At 68.8% G+C, this 14,026-nt stretch carries 14 protein-coding genes; 6 read left to right on the top strand and 8 right to left on the bottom strand.

Translation table 11 applies throughout. The features are described from left to right. Positions 1-45: 45 nt before the first annotated feature. Positions 46-777: a TenA family transcriptional regulator gene (locus IB268_RS01710; protein WP_054455904.1), complete on the bottom strand. Its 732-nt coding sequence runs from the start codon at positions 775-777 to the stop codon at positions 46-48. Between the two features lie 237 nt (positions 778-1,014). Here IB268_RS01710 and IB268_RS01705 point away from each other — a divergent pair, with 237 nt between their 5' ends. Next, the gene (locus tag IB268_RS01705; protein ID WP_054455330.1) at positions 1,015-1,230 is read left to right on the top strand and encodes a hypothetical protein; all 216 of its coding nucleotides are present in this window, start codon (positions 1,015-1,017) and stop codon (positions 1,228-1,230) included. Positions 1,231-1,281: 51 nt separating this feature from the next. Here the strand turns inward: IB268_RS01705 and IB268_RS01700 are convergent, their stop codons facing one another. Next, the gene (locus IB268_RS01700; RefSeq protein WP_192330553.1) at positions 1,282-1,677 is read right to left on the bottom strand and encodes a DUF2809 domain-containing protein; all 396 of its coding nucleotides are present in this window, start codon (positions 1,675-1,677) and stop codon (positions 1,282-1,284) included. Between the two features lie 124 nt (positions 1,678-1,801). On the opposite strand from IB268_RS01700, the gene IB268_RS01695 reads away from it, so the two are divergent. The 3 genes from IB268_RS01695 (at position 1,802) to IB268_RS01685 (ending at position 5,230) form a co-directional block, all read left to right on the top strand. Further along, positions 1,802-3,037, top strand: coding sequence for a molybdopterin-dependent oxidoreductase (locus IB268_RS01695; RefSeq protein WP_192353731.1), 1,236 nt, complete (start codon positions 1,802-1,804; stop codon positions 3,035-3,037). A 10-nt stretch (positions 3,038-3,047) separates the two neighbouring features. After that, positions 3,048-3,392: a hypothetical protein gene (locus IB268_RS01690; RefSeq protein ID WP_054455334.1), complete on the top strand. Its 345-nt coding sequence runs from the start codon at positions 3,048-3,050 to the stop codon at positions 3,390-3,392. 146 nt (positions 3,393-3,538) lie between these two features. After that, a complete protein-coding gene (locus IB268_RS01685) occupies positions 3,539-5,230 on the top strand; it encodes an MFS transporter (RefSeq protein ID WP_119449907.1) in 1,692 nt (563 codons plus the stop codon). 27 nt (positions 5,231-5,257) lie between these two features. On the opposite strand, the gene IB268_RS01680 is transcribed toward IB268_RS01685, so the two are convergent. The 3 genes from IB268_RS01680 to IB268_RS01670 are packed head-to-tail and all read right to left on the bottom strand — an operon-like array spanning position 5,258 to position 8,215. Beyond that, positions 5,258-5,995: a phosphoribosyltransferase gene (locus tag IB268_RS01680; RefSeq protein WP_192353730.1), complete on the bottom strand. Its 738-nt coding sequence runs from the start codon at positions 5,993-5,995 to the stop codon at positions 5,258-5,260. 27 nt (positions 5,996-6,022) lie between these two features. After that, positions 6,023-7,207 (bottom strand): M20 aminoacylase family protein, encoded by a 1,185-nt coding sequence (locus tag IB268_RS01675; RefSeq protein ID WP_192353729.1) that lies wholly within the window; start codon positions 7,205-7,207, stop codon positions 6,023-6,025. Between the two features lie 27 nt (positions 7,208-7,234). Further along, positions 7,235-8,215 (bottom strand): tripartite tricarboxylate transporter substrate binding protein, encoded by a 981-nt coding sequence (locus tag IB268_RS01670; RefSeq protein ID WP_119449904.1) that lies wholly within the window; start codon positions 8,213-8,215, stop codon positions 7,235-7,237. Positions 8,216-8,344: 129 nt separating this feature from the next. On the opposite strand from IB268_RS01670, the gene IB268_RS01665 reads away from it, so the two are divergent. Further along, positions 8,345-9,295 carry a LysR family transcriptional regulator gene (locus tag IB268_RS01665; protein ID WP_175180383.1) on the top strand — a complete coding sequence of 317 codons (951 nt, stop codon included), beginning with the start codon at positions 8,345-8,347 and terminating at the stop codon, positions 9,293-9,295. Positions 9,296-9,313: 18 nt separating this feature from the next. Here the strand turns inward: IB268_RS01665 and IB268_RS01660 are convergent, their stop codons facing one another. Further along, on the bottom strand, positions 9,314-10,291 hold the full coding sequence (locus IB268_RS01660) for a tripartite tricarboxylate transporter substrate-binding protein (protein WP_192353728.1): 978 nt from the start codon (positions 10,289-10,291) through the stop codon (positions 9,314-9,316). 182 nt (positions 10,292-10,473) lie between these two features. On the opposite strand from IB268_RS01660, the gene IB268_RS01655 reads away from it, so the two are divergent. After that, positions 10,474-11,883, top strand: a complete 1,410-nt coding sequence (locus tag IB268_RS01655; protein ID WP_175162023.1) for an MFS transporter — start codon at positions 10,474-10,476, stop codon at positions 11,881-11,883. 7 nt (positions 11,884-11,890) lie between these two features. Here the strand turns inward: IB268_RS01655 and IB268_RS01650 are convergent, their stop codons facing one another. Next, the gene (locus IB268_RS01650; RefSeq protein WP_225591284.1) at positions 11,891-12,643 is read right to left on the bottom strand and encodes a carbon-nitrogen hydrolase family protein; all 753 of its coding nucleotides are present in this window, start codon (positions 12,641-12,643) and stop codon (positions 11,891-11,893) included. A 146-nt stretch (positions 12,644-12,789) separates the two neighbouring features. Then, positions 12,790-14,007 (bottom strand): imidazolonepropionase, encoded by a 1,218-nt coding sequence (hutI, locus tag IB268_RS01645; protein WP_192353727.1) that lies wholly within the window; start codon positions 14,005-14,007, stop codon positions 12,790-12,792. Between the last annotated feature and the right edge of the window lie 19 nt (positions 14,008-14,026).

Here is a 14,026-nt window from a genome sequence, read left to right as displayed (position 1 = left end):
CCGCGGCCGTCCGGCGCGAAAGCGCCAGACGGCCTTGCGGTGTGCTCAGGCGGCAAGGCCCAGTTCGGGCAGCGTGATTTCCTGCTGCACGTAGTCGGTGTAGAGCGCGGTCGTGTACAGCAGCCGCATCTGCGCGCCGATCTCGCAGATCTTCAGGCAGCGCTGCTGCAGGTCCACCGTGTTGGCGTGCTCCAGCACGATCTGGTAGCCGCGTTCGCCGTGGATTTCGTCGGACACGATGTGCAGGTCGAAGAACTCCACTTCCTCGTCGGTGAAGCCGTACTTCTCGCGCAGGGTCGGGGTCTGCTTGCGGTAGATGGACGGCACTTGCGATTCCAGGCCCACCACCAGCCCGGCCACCGCCACGATGGGGTCCTCGCGCATGGCCACGGCGTAGCACCAGCTTTGCAGGGCGCGCGTGGTGGGCGACATGTTGTCGGGGTTGGTGACGCGTTCGCGGGTGGTGCCGCAGGCTTCGGCAAAGCGGATCAGCAGGTCCGTGTGGCGGTCGCCCCCGATTTCCTCTTCATACATATTGGCCAGCAGGAAGTCCTTGGCCTCGGTGTAGGAGTCGGGCGTGCGGGCGTACAGATAGCCCAGGTAGTCGGCGAACGGGCCCACGTAGTGGTAGTGGTTCTCGGCCCAGCGCTGCAGATGCTGGCGGCTGAGCTTGCCTTCTGCCCAGGCGATGGAAAAGGGCGAAGCGTTGGCGCTCTTGCCCTTGATCGCGTTTTCCAACGCGGTACGGAATTCATCTCGGTTCATCAGTTCAGCCATGACTCGCTCCAGGTCCATTGGTGAGGATTCCAGGCTGGTCTAAGCCCGGGCATGTTGAACATTGTATACCGTCTACTATTTTGAACTGCTAGGGCAATCCCGGAGATTGGTCAAACGCTGCCCAATAAACAGGGACAGTCTTTATGGATCAATGACTTGGCGTGCGCACGCGGGGGCTGGCCGGAATGCGCTCGCACTGGTACAATGAATACACTTTCAATGCAATACGGAAATACCATGAATACCCGCCATCCCCTGGGAGACGCCCCGATCGGCCAACAATTGCTGACGCATTACGCCCGCCGCGACGCCGTGCGCCACGCCACCCCGCTGTTTCCTTCGTCCTGGGCCGAGCTCTTCGCGCCGTTCCGCAACGCCCGCCTACAGCCGCTGCGCGCAGCCAAGCCCGCCGCGCACGCGCACGACGACGCGCCGGTCTGCCAGGCAGGCTGATTCCCTGATGGAAGCCCGGCTGATTCGGCCGGGCAGAAAGACGAAAAGCGCCTAGGCGCCGCGCAACGCGGCGCCCCGCCGCCGGTTCCAGGCGGCCAGCGCCAGCACCAGGAAGAACCCCAGCGTATAGGCCAGCATGTCCCACCAGTCGGGCACGCTGCCCAGGATCACGCGCAATACCGGCTGCTCCAGCCGCCAGCCGAAATACCGGGCCAGGTACTGCCCCAGTTCCACCGCGTAGCCGGTGAACAGCGCGGCCAGCGCCAGCGGCAGCACGCCGGCGCGGATGAAGCTGCGATACACCAGATAGGCCCAGCCCACCGCCACCACGTCGCCCACGAAGCCCCGCAACAGGGGATAGGGCGCGCCCAGGGTGGCGATCAGCGCTTCCAGCGCGGTTACGGCCAGCAGCGCGGCAAAGGCGCGCTTGTTGAAGGTCAGGGTCATCGGTGCGAAAAACGCGGAAATTGAAACGGGCAGCGCGGACGTTAACGCATTTGTCAGGCCGCCGCGCGTAGGCTCGTCTGAACGCGCCGGGGCAGGGCGCTGACAAGAACGAGGAGACACCAAGATGAGCACATCCGACCCGAATGGGCGCCGGCGCTTCCTGCGCCAGGCCTGTACGCTGGGCGCCACCGGCACGCTGGCCGGCCATGCGCTGACCAGCCTGGCGGCGCCGGCCACCGTCACGCTGCCGTTCGCCAACGGCGAGCGCGACCTGATCGCCTATCCGCAAAAGCGGCCCCTGATCCGCCAGACCTCGCGCCCGCCGCAGCTGGAAACGCCGTTCGCGGTCTTCAATGAGAACATCATCACGCCCAACGACGCGTTCTTCGTGCGCTACCACCTGGGCAACATCCCCACCGCCATCGACCTGAACACCTACCGCATCAAGGTCAGCGGGCTGGTGGACAAACCCCTGGAGCTGTCGCTGGCGGACCTGAAGCAGCAGTTCGGCAAGCCCGTGGAACTGGTGGCTGTCACCCAGTGCTCGGGCAACAGCCGCGGCTTCTTCGCGCCGCGCGTGGGCGGGGGGCAACTGGGCAACGGCGCCATGGGCAATGCCCGCTGGCTGGGCATCCCGCTCAAGCGCGTGCTGGAAAAAGCCGGCATCCGCGCCGGCGCGCGCCAGGTGACGTTCGAGGGCATGGACCGCCCGGTGCTGCCCGGCACGCCGGAGTTCATCAAGGCGCTGGACGCCGCCCATGCGCTGGACGGCGAAGTCATGCTGGCCTACGCCATGAACGGCGCCGACCTGCCCATGCTCAACGGCTATCCCGTGCGCCTGGTGGTGCCGGGGTACTACGGCACCTACTGGGTCAAGCACCTGGCCGACATCAAGGTGCTGGACAAGGAGTTCGACGGCTTCTGGATGCAGAAGGCCTACCGCATTCCCGACAATGATTGCGCCTGCACGCCGCCGGGCAAGGCGCCGGAGAAGACGCGCCCCATCGGCCGCTACAACGTGCGCAGCTTCATCACCAGCCTTGCCGAAGGCGCCCGCGTCGGCCGCGGCAAGCCGGTACAGGTGCGCGGCATCGCCTTCGATGGCGGCAAGGGCATACGCGAGGTCCAGTTCTCGTCGGACGACGGCAAGACCTGGCAGGCCGCCAAGCTCGGCCGCGACCTGGGCCGCTATTCCTTCCGCGAATGGCACGCCGATTTCACGCCCAAGACCGCCGGCGACTACACGCTGAAGGTCCGCGCCACCAACACGGCCGGCGAAACCCAGCCGCTGGACCCGCTGTGGAACCCGGCCGGCTACATGCGCAACGTGGTCGAAGCCGTCCGCGTCACCGCCGCCTGAGGAGAGCGCCATGAACCGCCTTATCCGTCGCTGCCTGCCGGCGCTCGCGCTGGCCTGCGCCTGTCTCTCCCCGGCCGCCCAGGCCCTGGAAATCAAGCTGCCCCAGGAAACCGCCACACTGCATTCCGGCACCGGCGCGGGGGCCCAGCATGCGGCCCTGTGCCTGATGTGCCATTCGGTGGACTACGTATCGTCGCAGCCGCCCATGCCCCTGGGCTTCTGGGACGCCGAGGTCAAGAAGATGGTGGGCACCTACGGCGCCCCCATCCCCGCCGACCAGGTGCCGTTGATCGTGGAATACCTGAACCAGGCCTATCCGCCGGCCCCTGCGCCGGCCCCGGCCGCCAAGCAATAGGCGGCCTCCCTGCAGCAGCCCCGGGGCGGCGCGCGACCGCCCCGCAGCGCCGCGCGCGCTCCCTTCGATCGCTGGCTTAGGCGTACCATTACCCGACCCAGACCACGTCCGAAAGGAGCGCCCGCGCGGCGCCCCGGAAGAACCCCATGCTGCAACCCGTTTCGGCCAACACCGATCTGCCCGCGGACGCGCCAGCCGCCCCCGCCCCCGTGCTGCAGGTCAGCACGCTATCCCCCTTCGCGTTTCCGGCGTTCCGCATCATCTGGATTGCCAACCTGTTCGCCAACCTGGGCACCTGGGCGCAATCCGTCGCTGCCGCATGGATCATCACCACCGAGCAAAGCAGCCCGCTGATGGTCGCCATGATCCAGGTGGCCGCCGCCTTCCCGCTGGTGGCGCTGTCCATCCTGACCGGCGTGCTGGCGGACAACTACGACCGCCGCAAGGTCATGCTGACCGGCATGCTGCTGGAGCTGACGGGCGGCGTCTTCATCACCATCCTGGCCTTTGCCGGCCTGCTGCATCCCATCACGCTGATCGCGTCGGTGTTCTGCATCGCCATCGGCAGCGCCATCGTCACGCCAGCCTGGCAGGCCGCCGTAGGCGAACAGGTGCCGCGCGCGCACGTCGGCAGCGCGGTACTGCTGAACAGCGTCAACTTCAACGTGGCGCGCGCGGTCGGCCCGGCCATCGGCGGCCTGCTGCTGGGCGCCATGGGCGCGCCCTGGGTGTTCCTGCTGAACTGCTTTTGCTACGGCGGCCTGATCTGGGCGATCTGGCGCTGGAAACGCGACCTGCCCGTGCGCCGCCTGCCGCCCGAAGGCATCCTGGAAGGCGTGGTCGCCGCGCTGCGCTATACCCAGCATTCAACCGTCACGCGCGTGGTGATGCTGCGCTCGTTCGCCTTTGGCCTGTCGGCCAGCGCGCTATGGGCCTTGCTGCCGCTGCTGGCGCACGAACACGAAGGCGGCAGCGCCCTGCTGTACGGCTACATGCTGGGCGCACTGGGCCTGGGCGCGATCCTCGGCAGCGCCGTGGTGCGGCGGGTCCAGGCGACCTTGGGCGCGAGCGGCCTGATCAGCGTGGCGGCGGCCCTCCTGGCCGCGTGCCTGCTGGCGCTGGGCCTGGCCGGCACCCTGTGGGTGGCTTTTCCCGCGCTGCTGCTGTCCGGCAGCTGCTGGATCGGCGTGCTGGCCACCTACAACACCACCGTCCAGATGCTGGTGCCGGACTGGGTCAAGGCGCGCGCGCTGGCGCTGTACCAGACGGCCATCTTCGGCGGCCTGGCGGCTGGCTCCTTCATGTGGGGCCATTTCGCCGGCACCATGGGCGTTTCCGGCGCCCTGGCCACCGCCGGCATCATGCTGGGCATCACCGTCGCGCTGATGTACCGCTCGCGGCTGCCCGAACATCTGGACACCACGTCGCTGGCGCGCGCGGACGCCACCGAGCCGGCGATGGCCGCGGTCGGCTTCAACACGCAGCACGGCGCGGTGCTGGTCGCCGTGGAGTACCTGATCGAAAAGGAAAAGCTGTCCGCGCTGATCGGCGCGGCGCATCCGCTGCGCCTCATGCGGCTGCGCAACGGCGCGCAGCAATGGCAGCTGTTCCGCGACCTGGAGCGCGAGGGCGTCTGGCGCGAAGTCTTCCTGGTGGAAAGCTGGATGCAGTACCTGCGCATGATCGACCGCATGACGCTGGAGGACAAGATGGTGCTGGACAAGGTGCGCGCGCTGCACGCCGGCGACAAGCCGCCCGTGGTGTCGCGCAACGTCAGCTATCTGGCCATGAACGAGGCGCAGGGCTTCTCGCTGCGCCGCGATCCGGAGTCTCTGTAGGCGCCGCGCCGGCGGGCCTGCCGGGCTTCAGGCGGCCGTTTCGGGCGCCCAGCCCGCGGCCGTGCGGCGCATGCGCGGCGACTCGAACGCACAGGCCACCGGAATCGGCGCGCCATCCGCGTCCACCAGCCGCTCGCGCCAGCGCTCGCCCTGGCACATGGCCACGACGATGCCCGCCACTTCCGCGCCGCAGCGCACCAGCAGTTCCAACGCGGACAGCATCGTCTGCCCCGTGCTGACGGCGTCGTCCACCACCAGCACGCGGCGCCCCGCCAGGCTGCCCGCCAGATTCGGATCCACGTACAGCAGCTTTCCGGCATCCGGCGTGGTCAGCGACTGTACCGGCACGGCCAGGCGTTCGTCGTACCAATACTTGCGCGAATAACCGAAGGGCACGTAGCGCGTGAACCCCAGGCCGCGCGCCACCATGGGCGCGAAAGCGAGGCCCAGCGTCGGCAGGCCCACGACGACCTCGGCCTTGAAGGCGCGCGCGCGCTCGGCCATGAAGCCGGCCAGGGCATCGACCACCTCCAGGCTGGCATGGTTGGCGATCAGCGAGGCCACGCAGCGATCAGGGTCGCCGGGCACGCCGCGCAGCGGCAGCACCAGATAGCGGCCGTCAGGCAGCCGTGCTGGATAGCCGCGGGTATAGGGCGGACCCACCGGCAGCGCCAGCGCATCGGCGCTGACGATCTCCTGCCAGTAGTCGGTGGTGGCGTCGAAGGCCGGCGCGCCGGCGGCAATCGGATCGTGTGAGGCAGTCATGCGTCGCGGAAAAGTAGCGGCTGCCGGTCAGCGCGCGCCGGCGGCCAGATAGGCTTCCGCCAGCGTCACCCAGTAGCTGGCCGTGACCGGCAGGATGTCGTCGTTGAAATCGTAATCGGGGTTGTGCACCATGCAGCCGCCTTCGCCCTCGCCATTGCCGACGATGAAATAGCTGCCGGGCACCTGCTCCAGCATGAAGGCGAAATCATCGCTGGCCTGCAACGGCTCCAGGTCGGGGATCAGCAGGTGTTCGCCCAGCCAGCCGCGCGCGACCTCGGCCGCGAACTGCGTGGCGGCGCGGTCATTGACCACCGGCGGATAGCGCCAGCGGTAGTCCACGTCGACGCTGGCGCGGTGCACCGCGGCCTGCGCCGTAGCGATCGCCGTGATGCGCTCGCGCAGCAGCGCGCGCGTTTCAGGGCGGCGTGCGCGCACCGTCAGGCGCAGCTCCACCGACTTGGGAATCACGTTGGGCGCATCACCGCCGTGGATGGCGCCTATGGTCACCACCGCCATGTCGTTGGGATCGATCTCGCGCGAGACGATGGTCTGCAAGGCCAGCACGATGCTGGCCGCCGTCACGATGGGGTCCACCGCCACGTGCGGCATGGCCCCATGGCCGCCCACGCCGCTGACGGTCAGGATCACCGTGTCGGACGAGCTGTACATCACGCCGGAGCGGAAGCCGAAATGGCCGGCCGGATAGCCCGGCTCGTTGTGGAAGCTGTAGACGGCGTCGCAAGGAAAGCGTTCGAACAGGCCGTCGGCAATCATCTTCTGCGCGCCGCCATGGCCTTCCTCGGCGGGCTGGAAGATCAGGTGCACGGTGCCGTCGAAACGGCTGCGTTCGGCCAGCGCGCGGGCCGCGGCCAGCAACGTGGCCGTGTGGCCGTCGTGGCCGCAGGCGTGCATCTTGCCGGGATTCTGGCTGGCGTAGGGCAGGCCGGTGGTCTCATGGATGGGCAGGGCGTCCATGTCGGCGCGCAGGCCCAGCCGGCGCGCGCCGCTGCCCCGGCGCAAGGTGCCCACCACCCCGGTCACGCCCAGGCCGCGATGCACTTCGTAGCCCCAGGCCGCCAGCCTTTCGGCCACCAGTTCGGCCGTGGCGACCTCCTGATAGGCCAGTTCGGGATTGGCGTGGATGCGATGGCGCAGCGCCACCATCTCTTCCTGGATGGCCTGGATCTCGGGCAGCACGGGGGGTGTATTCATGGCATGGCTTCCTGCAAAGGGGCAGGCCTATTCCTGCTGGATGTTGGCGCTCTTCACGATGTGCGCGTACAAGGCTTTTTCCTTCTTCAGGAAAGCGGCGAAATCCTGCGGCGTGCCCTGTCCGGGCATGGCGCCGCCTTCGGCCAGGCGCTTTTGCACCTCGTCCATGCGCAGCACCGCATTCAGCTCCAGGTTCAGCCGCTCGACCACGGCGGGGTCGGTGCCAACCGGCACGAACACGCCGGTCCAGGTGTTGAGTTCAAAGCCCTTGAGCGCCGGCGTCTCGCCAAACGCCTGCACCTGCGGCAACGTGTCCACGCGCGCGGCGGACGTCACGCCCAGCGCGTGCAACTTCTTCTGCTGCACCAGCGGCGTGGCGCTCGTGGTCACCAGCAGGCCCAGGTCCACCTGGCCGCCCATGACGTCGTTGGTGATCTGCGCGCCGCCGCGGTAGGGCACATGCACCAGTTTGACCTTTGCCTGGTCCTGCATCACCTCCATCGCCAGATGCAGCACGGTGCCCACGCCCGACGAAGCGTAGGTCAGCGTGTCGGGTTTCTCGCGCGCCAGCGCGATCAGCTCGTCCATGTTCTGCACCGGCAGGCCCGGACGCGCCAACAACACCACGGGCGCGGTGGTCACCAGCGCCACCGGCGCGAGATCGGCTTCGGCGTCGTACTTCACGGCCGAGTTGATCAGCCGGGCCACGCTGATCGGGCCGTCAAAGCCCATCACCAGCGTGTAGCCGTCCGGCTTGGCATGCACGGCCTTGGCCACGCCCAGCACGCCGCCCGCGCCCGCCACGTTGTCGACGATGACGGACTGCTTGAGGCGGTCCGACAGCTTTTGCGCCACCAGGCGCGCCGTGGTGTCGACGTTGCCGCCGGGACTGAACGGCACGATCAAGGTCAGGGGCCGGGCGTCGGGCCAAGTGTCGGCGCCGGCCGCGGGGGCAAGGCACAGCGCGGCGGCCAGCGCGGACACGGACAGGAACAGGCGTTTGAACATGGAAGGAGCGGGGTCGGAGCGAGGAACGCGCGTGGAACCGGCAGCGCGGAGGAGGGCGACGGCGCCATCCTAACCAGATCCTGGTGATAACTGAAATGCTATATTTTTATAGATTCATCAGGCAAATCTATGACCAAGCGCCCTGCTTCCGATGGCCACGCTGCCCCCGCCCGCCAGCCCACGCTACGCCAGCTGCGCGGTTTCAAGGAAGTGGCCCGCCACGCCAGCTTCAGCCGCGCCGCCGAGGCCCTGGCGCTGAGCCAGCCGGCCCTGTCCGCCGCCATCCGCGAGCTGGAAACGCTGATGGGCGTGGCCCTGTTCGAGCGCAGCACCCACCATGTGCGCCTGACGCCCGCCGGACAAGCGGCGCGCGCGCAGATCGAATGGCTGCTTAACAGCTATACGCAGGGCGCCGAAGACCTGCAGCGCCTGCTGGACACGCAGGCCGCCACGGTGCGCATCGGCTGCATTCCGTCCACCATGCACCTGCTGGCGCCGGTGGTGGCGCAATGGCGCCTGCGCCATCCCGAAATCGTGCTGATCCTCAGCGACCACCTCAACGACGAACTCATGGCCGCGCTGGGCAATGGCGAACTGGATATTGGCCTGGGCCTGGACTTCGGCCTCACGCCCGGCGTGGCCGCGGCTTTCGTGGCCGAGGACGACCTGGTCGCGGTGCTGGCCGATACGCACCGGCTGGCGCGGCGCCAGGCGGTGACCTGGCAGGATTTGAAGGCGGAGCCATTGGCCGTGCTGTCGCGCGGCAGCACCTACGAAATGATCGTGGCCACGCTGCGCCAGCTGGGCTCGGACCTGGCCGCGACCGACACCCTGAATTACACCGACACGCTTTACAGCCTGGTGCGCGCGGGATTGCGCGTGGGCCTGATCTCGCGCCTGTACACGCAGGGGCAGCGGCAGGACGGCCTGGCCATCGTGCCATTGCAGCGTCCGCGGCTCACGCGGCGCATCTGCCTGATGATGCGCGCGCCCGAACAGCAGGCCCGCGCCGCGGTGCGGCTTTGCCACGCCGAACTGGCCCAATTGCTGCGCGAACGCGCGGCCATCCGGACACCCTAGAAAGCCGGACGCGGGCGCTCAGCCGCCCGTCCGCGCACGCCAGGCCACGGCGCGTTCGGCCCAGGCCTGATGGATCGCGTTCATGTTGCGCGCCAGCGTGGCGGCATCGCCGAAACTCACACGCGACCCCTGCAAGTGCAGCTGCATGCGGACTTCCTCCGATTCGAGCGCCCGCGCCACCTGCTGCTGCAGTTGCTCGACGCGGGCCGGCGCCACGCCGCGCGGCGCGAACAAGCCGGCCACACCGCCGCGCTCCAGTCCCGCGAAGCCCTGCTCGGCAAAGGTGGGAACATCGGCCAGATCGACATGGCGGCCTGGACCCGAAATCGCCAGCAGGCGCAGCCGCCCGGCGCTTGCCGGCTCCCGCAATTCGGCGAGGGATGTCAGGCCCAGCGCCAGATAGCCGGCCTGCAGGTCGGTCACCAATGGCGCGCCGCCGCGATAGCACACTGCCGTGGCCGCCACGCCGAAACGCTCGGCCAGCAGCTCCACGGCCAGCTCCGGCACGCTGCCGGGCGCCGGCACGCCCACCGGCAGCGGCCCCTCGTGTCCGCGCAGATCCTGCAGCTTCAACCAAGGCGAATCCGCCCTGACCGCCAGCGCAATGGCGCTCTGGTCGGTCGTCTGTGCCACCGCCGCGAAATCATCCGGCGACGCAAAGCCGGCCTGCGCCACGATATGCGGCAAGATGGCCAAGGTGTGCTCGTTGGTGAACAGCAGGGTATGCCCATCCGGGCGCGCAGCCAGCAGCTCCTGCGCCGCCAGCAAGCCCCCCGCGCCGGGCCGATTTTCGACCAGCACCACCTCGCCCAGGCCGGCCTCCAACTGCCGCGCCAACAAACGGGCGATCACATCCACCCCGCCCCCCGGAGGAAAGCCGACCAGGATGCGAGTCAGAGGCACGGCCCCAAGACGCCCTGCCGCCGCAGCGCCCAGAACGCCCAGCGCGAGCGCCGGCAAGAGCCGGCGACGGCGCTGGGATACGCCAAATTGCATGGTCGACCACTCCTTGGAAACGCGGCCGGGTGCCGCGCAGGCGGCAGGATAAGGAGAAACGCCCTGCAAGGAAAGCCTGCTCTCCACCCGGTCCGCGGGCCGGATCCCTTAACACGTTCTAGAATCAGTGATCGCAGCTTCCGGCCCTCTGTCCGGACGCGTTGCCCCCCGTGGTCCCGTACATGCTCTCGTTCTCCCGCAATACCGTCTATCCGGCCGGCGTCGGCCTGCCGGCAGCCGAACGCCCGGGCGCGCTCCTGGCCGTCATGCTGGCCCTGTGCATGGCCAGCCTGGACACCGCCATCGCCAACACGGCGCTACCCACCATTGCGCGCGACCTGCAGGCCAGCGATGCCGGGTCCATCTGGATCGTCAGCGGCTATCAGTTGGCCATGGTGGCGGGCCTGCTGCCGGCCGCGGCGCTGGGCGAAATCCTGGGCCACCGGCGGGTCTATATCGTGGGGCTGGCGATCTTCATCCTGTCTTCGCTGGCCAGCGGCCTGGCGCCGTCCTTGCCCACGCTGGTGATCGCGCGCGTGCTGCAAGGCCTGGGCGCGGCCGGCGTCATGAGCGTCAATGGCGCGCTGCTGCGCTTCATCTACCCCTCGCACCTGTTGGGCCGCGGCCTGGGCCTGAACGCCATGGTGGTGGGCATCTCCTTCGCGGCAGGGCCGACCGTGGCTTCGGCCATCCTGCTGCTGGGATCCTGGCACTGGCTGTTTCTGATCAACGTGCCCATCGGCCTGCTGGCTTTCGCGCTGGGCCTGCGCAAGCTGCCCGGGACCGCGCGTGCGCCGCATCGCTTCGACGGCCTGGCCGCAGTGCTGTGCGCCCTGACGCTGGGCCTGTTCGTGCTGGGGTCCAACGAATTGGCGCACGCCGCCCCCTTGCCGCGCGTGGCGCTGGAATGGGGCATCGCCGCAGCCAGCCTGTGGCTGCTGATGCGCCGGCAGGCCGGCCACCCCGCGCCCATCCTGGCGGTGGACCTGTTGCGCCGGCCCTTGTTCGCGCTGTCCGCAGCCACTGCCGTGTGCGCGTTCGCGGCGCAGGCGCTGGCCTTCGTGTCGCTGCCGTTCCTGCTGCAAGCCACGCTCGGCTACAGCCAGGTGCAGACCGGCTTTCTCATCACGCCCTGGCCGGTGGTGGTGGCGATCATGGCGCCGATAGCGGGACGGCTGTCGGACCGCTATGCGGCCGGCGCCCTGGGCGGCGTGGGTTTAGCCCTGCTGGCGCTGGGCCTGGCCTCAATGGCGCTGATGCCGGCCTCGCCATCAGTCTGGGACCTCTGCTGGCGCATGGCGCTGTGCGGCGCCGGCTTCGGCTTCTTCCAGTCGCCCAACCTGCGCGCCATCATGATGTCGGCGCCGGCCTCGCGCGCCGGCGGCGCCAGCGGCATGATAGGCACGGTGCGGCTGCTGGGCCAGGCCTCGGGCGCGGCCCTGGTAGCCGCCTGCTTCAACATTTCCAGCACGCACGGCGCCATTGCCGCGCTGTGGCTGGGTTGCGTGTGCGCCGCGCTGGCCTGCGTCGCCAGCTTTTCGCGGCTGCGCTTTGACGCGAGCGAGCCGGCGCAGGCCGGCTCGACGCGCTAGCGCCGCGCTATTCCCGCACGTAGCACGGGTACTGCGACTGCTGCGCGCGCGCACGCGCCGGATCCACCTCGATCACCACGATGGATTCGGTATCGCTGGTTTGCGCCAGGGGTTCGCCATCCGGCTGGAATGCGAATGCCGTCCCCCCGAATACCTGCCCCGCCGCCGTGCGCCCCGCTCGGTTCGAGCTGACCACATAACAGCCCGACACCAGCGCCGCCATGGCGCCCGCCGTCAGCCAGCGGCGCGTCGACGCGCTGCTGGCTCGCGGCGCCACGATCAGCTCGGCCCCCGCGCGTCCGTAGGCGCGCGAGCGCTCGTTGAACATCAGTTCGGTGCATAGCTGCACGCCCAGGCGTATGCCGCCCACCTCGAATACCTCGAAGCCGTCCATGGCGGCATGGAACCAGGTCGCTTCGAAATAGCCCGGTTCCTCCGGGAAGTACTGCTTGTGGTGCAGCCGTGTGTAGCGGCCGTCCTGCAAGGCGAACGCCTCGTTGGCCAGCCGTCCACCCGCATGCACCGGCCGCGACGACACGACGGCCGGCACTCCCAGCGCCGCCAGCGCATCCAGGCCCGCCTCGTGGACGCGCACCGACGCTGCCGCGCGATCCGCGTCGTATTGCGGGTCCGCGGCTACCCAGGGGCCAAACGGCATTTCACTGGTCACCAACAGATCCGGGGCCAGCTCGCCGATGCGTTCGGCGATGCCTTCCCAGGTCGCGCCCTTGGGCTCCAGATCGGCCGGCCCTTCCATCATGCATATCCGCATACCCACATCCAATCTGATCGCGCGCTCCGGGATGGGCGCGTCATCCACGGATGGTAGACCGCCTGCGGCGACTGCGGACGCGCGCGGGTCCAAGCCGTCCGTTGCGGGCGCGATCCTGTCCGGATCTGCCCGTTTCAGGCAAGCGTTGCGGCGTCGACCAGCGCGCCATGCCGGACCACCCGCTTGGGCAGATCGCCGCCTATCCAGTAGGCCAGTTCGGCGGGATGCCGCACCTCCCAGGCGACGAAGTCCGCATACTTGCCGGCTTCCAGCGTGCCATGCGTGGCCTGCAGGCCCAGCGCTTTGGCCGCATGCGCCGTCGCCCCCGCCAACGATTCTTCGGGCGTCAGGCGGAACAGCGTGCAGGCCATGCTCAACATCAGCCGCAGCGACAGAGCGGGCGAGGTGCCGGGATTCAGGTCGCTGGAGATGGCGATGGGTACGCCATGGCGGCGCAACAGGTCGATGGGAGGCAGCTTGGTCTCGCGCAGGGCGTAGAACGCCCCAGGCAGCAGCACCGCCACCGTGCCGGCCTGCGCCATTGCCAGCACATCGCTTTCGGTCAGGTATTCCAGATGGTCCGCCGACCAGGCGCCATAACGTGCGGCCAGCGTCGCGCCGTGCAACGAAGACAGTTGCTCCGCATGCAGCTTCACGGGCAGCCCCAGTTCACCCGCGGCCTGGAACACCCGTTCGACCTGCGCCGGCGTAAATGCCAGATGCTCGCAGAAGGCATCCACCGCGTCGATCAGGCCCTCGGCCGCCAGTACCGGCAACATGCGGCGCGCAACTTCATCGACGTAGTCGTCGGCCCGCCCGGCATACTCGGGCGGCAGCGCGTGCGCGGCCAGGCAGGTCGCGCTGACGGTCAGCGGCAAAGTCTGGCCCAGGCGCCGCGCCACCCTGAGCATCTTGCGCTCGTTGGCCAGGTCCAGCCCATAGCCCGATTTCACTTCCAGCGTGGTCACGCCGTCGCGCATCAGATGCAGGGCGCGCCTGCGCGCGCTGGCGTAGAGTTCGTCCTCGCTGGCGGCGCGGGTGGCGCGCACGGTGCTGGCGATGCCGCCGCCTTGCGCGGCAATGGTGGCGTAGTCCACGCCTTGCAGGCGCTGCTCGAACTCCAGGCTGCGATCGCCGCCAAACACCAGATGGGTGTGGCAATCGATCAATCCGGGCGTGACCCATGCGCCGCCCAGGTCATGCTCGCCCGCAACGTCCGCTGGCGGCAGCGTTGCCTCGGGACCGATCCATTCGATACGGTTCTCGCGCGTGACGATGGCGGCCCGTTCGATCACGGAGTATTTGCCTTGCGCCATCGTGGCTGCGTGGCAATTGCGCCAGACCTGTCTCATGCGTAGGCTCCTGTTGCGC

Origin of the sequence: Achromobacter sp. ACM01, assembly GCF_014851745.1 — a bacterium.
Lineage (GTDB): Bacteria > Pseudomonadota > Gammaproteobacteria > Burkholderiales > Burkholderiaceae_B > Achromobacter > Achromobacter aegrifaciens.
This window is presented reverse-complemented; position numbering and strand designations above follow the sequence as displayed.

Coding starts and splice junctions, on each gene's coding strand:
- IB268_RS01710 (WP_054455904.1), bottom strand. CDS start 777: ATGGCTGAACTGATGAACCGAGATGAATTCCGTACCGCGTTGGAAAAC.
- IB268_RS01675 (WP_192353729.1), bottom strand. CDS start 7,207: ATGAATACACCCCCCGTGCTGCCCGAGATCCAGGCCATCCAGGAAGAG.
- IB268_RS01670 (WP_119449904.1), bottom strand. CDS start 8,215: ATGTTCAAACGCCTGTTCCTGTCCGTGTCCGCGCTGGCCGCCGCGCTG.
- IB268_RS01680 (WP_192353730.1), bottom strand. CDS start 5,995: ATGACTGCCTCACACGATCCGATTGCCGCCGGCGCGCCGGCCTTCGAC.
- IB268_RS01665 (WP_175180383.1), top strand. CDS start 8,345: ATGACCAAGCGCCCTGCTTCCGATGGCCACGCTGCCCCCGCCCGCCAG.
- hutI (WP_192353727.1), bottom strand. CDS start 14,007: ATGAGACAGGTCTGGCGCAATTGCCACGCAGCCACGATGGCGCAAGGC.
- IB268_RS01650 (WP_225591284.1), bottom strand. CDS start 12,643: ATGATGGAAGGGCCGGCCGATCTGGAGCCCAAGGGCGCGACCTGGGAA.
- IB268_RS01700 (WP_192330553.1), bottom strand. CDS start 1,677: ATGACCCTGACCTTCAACAAGCGCGCCTTTGCCGCGCTGCTGGCCGTA.
- IB268_RS01685 (WP_119449907.1), top strand. CDS start 3,539: ATGCTGCAACCCGTTTCGGCCAACACCGATCTGCCCGCGGACGCGCCA.
- IB268_RS01655 (WP_175162023.1), top strand. CDS start 10,474: ATGCTCTCGTTCTCCCGCAATACCGTCTATCCGGCCGGCGTCGGCCTG.
- IB268_RS01660 (WP_192353728.1), bottom strand. CDS start 10,291: ATGCAATTTGGCGTATCCCAGCGCCGTCGCCGGCTCTTGCCGGCGCTC.
- IB268_RS01695 (WP_192353731.1), top strand. CDS start 1,802: ATGAGCACATCCGACCCGAATGGGCGCCGGCGCTTCCTGCGCCAGGCC.
- IB268_RS01705 (WP_054455330.1), top strand. CDS start 1,015: ATGAATACCCGCCATCCCCTGGGAGACGCCCCGATCGGCCAACAATTG.
- IB268_RS01690 (WP_054455334.1), top strand. CDS start 3,048: ATGAACCGCCTTATCCGTCGCTGCCTGCCGGCGCTCGCGCTGGCCTGC.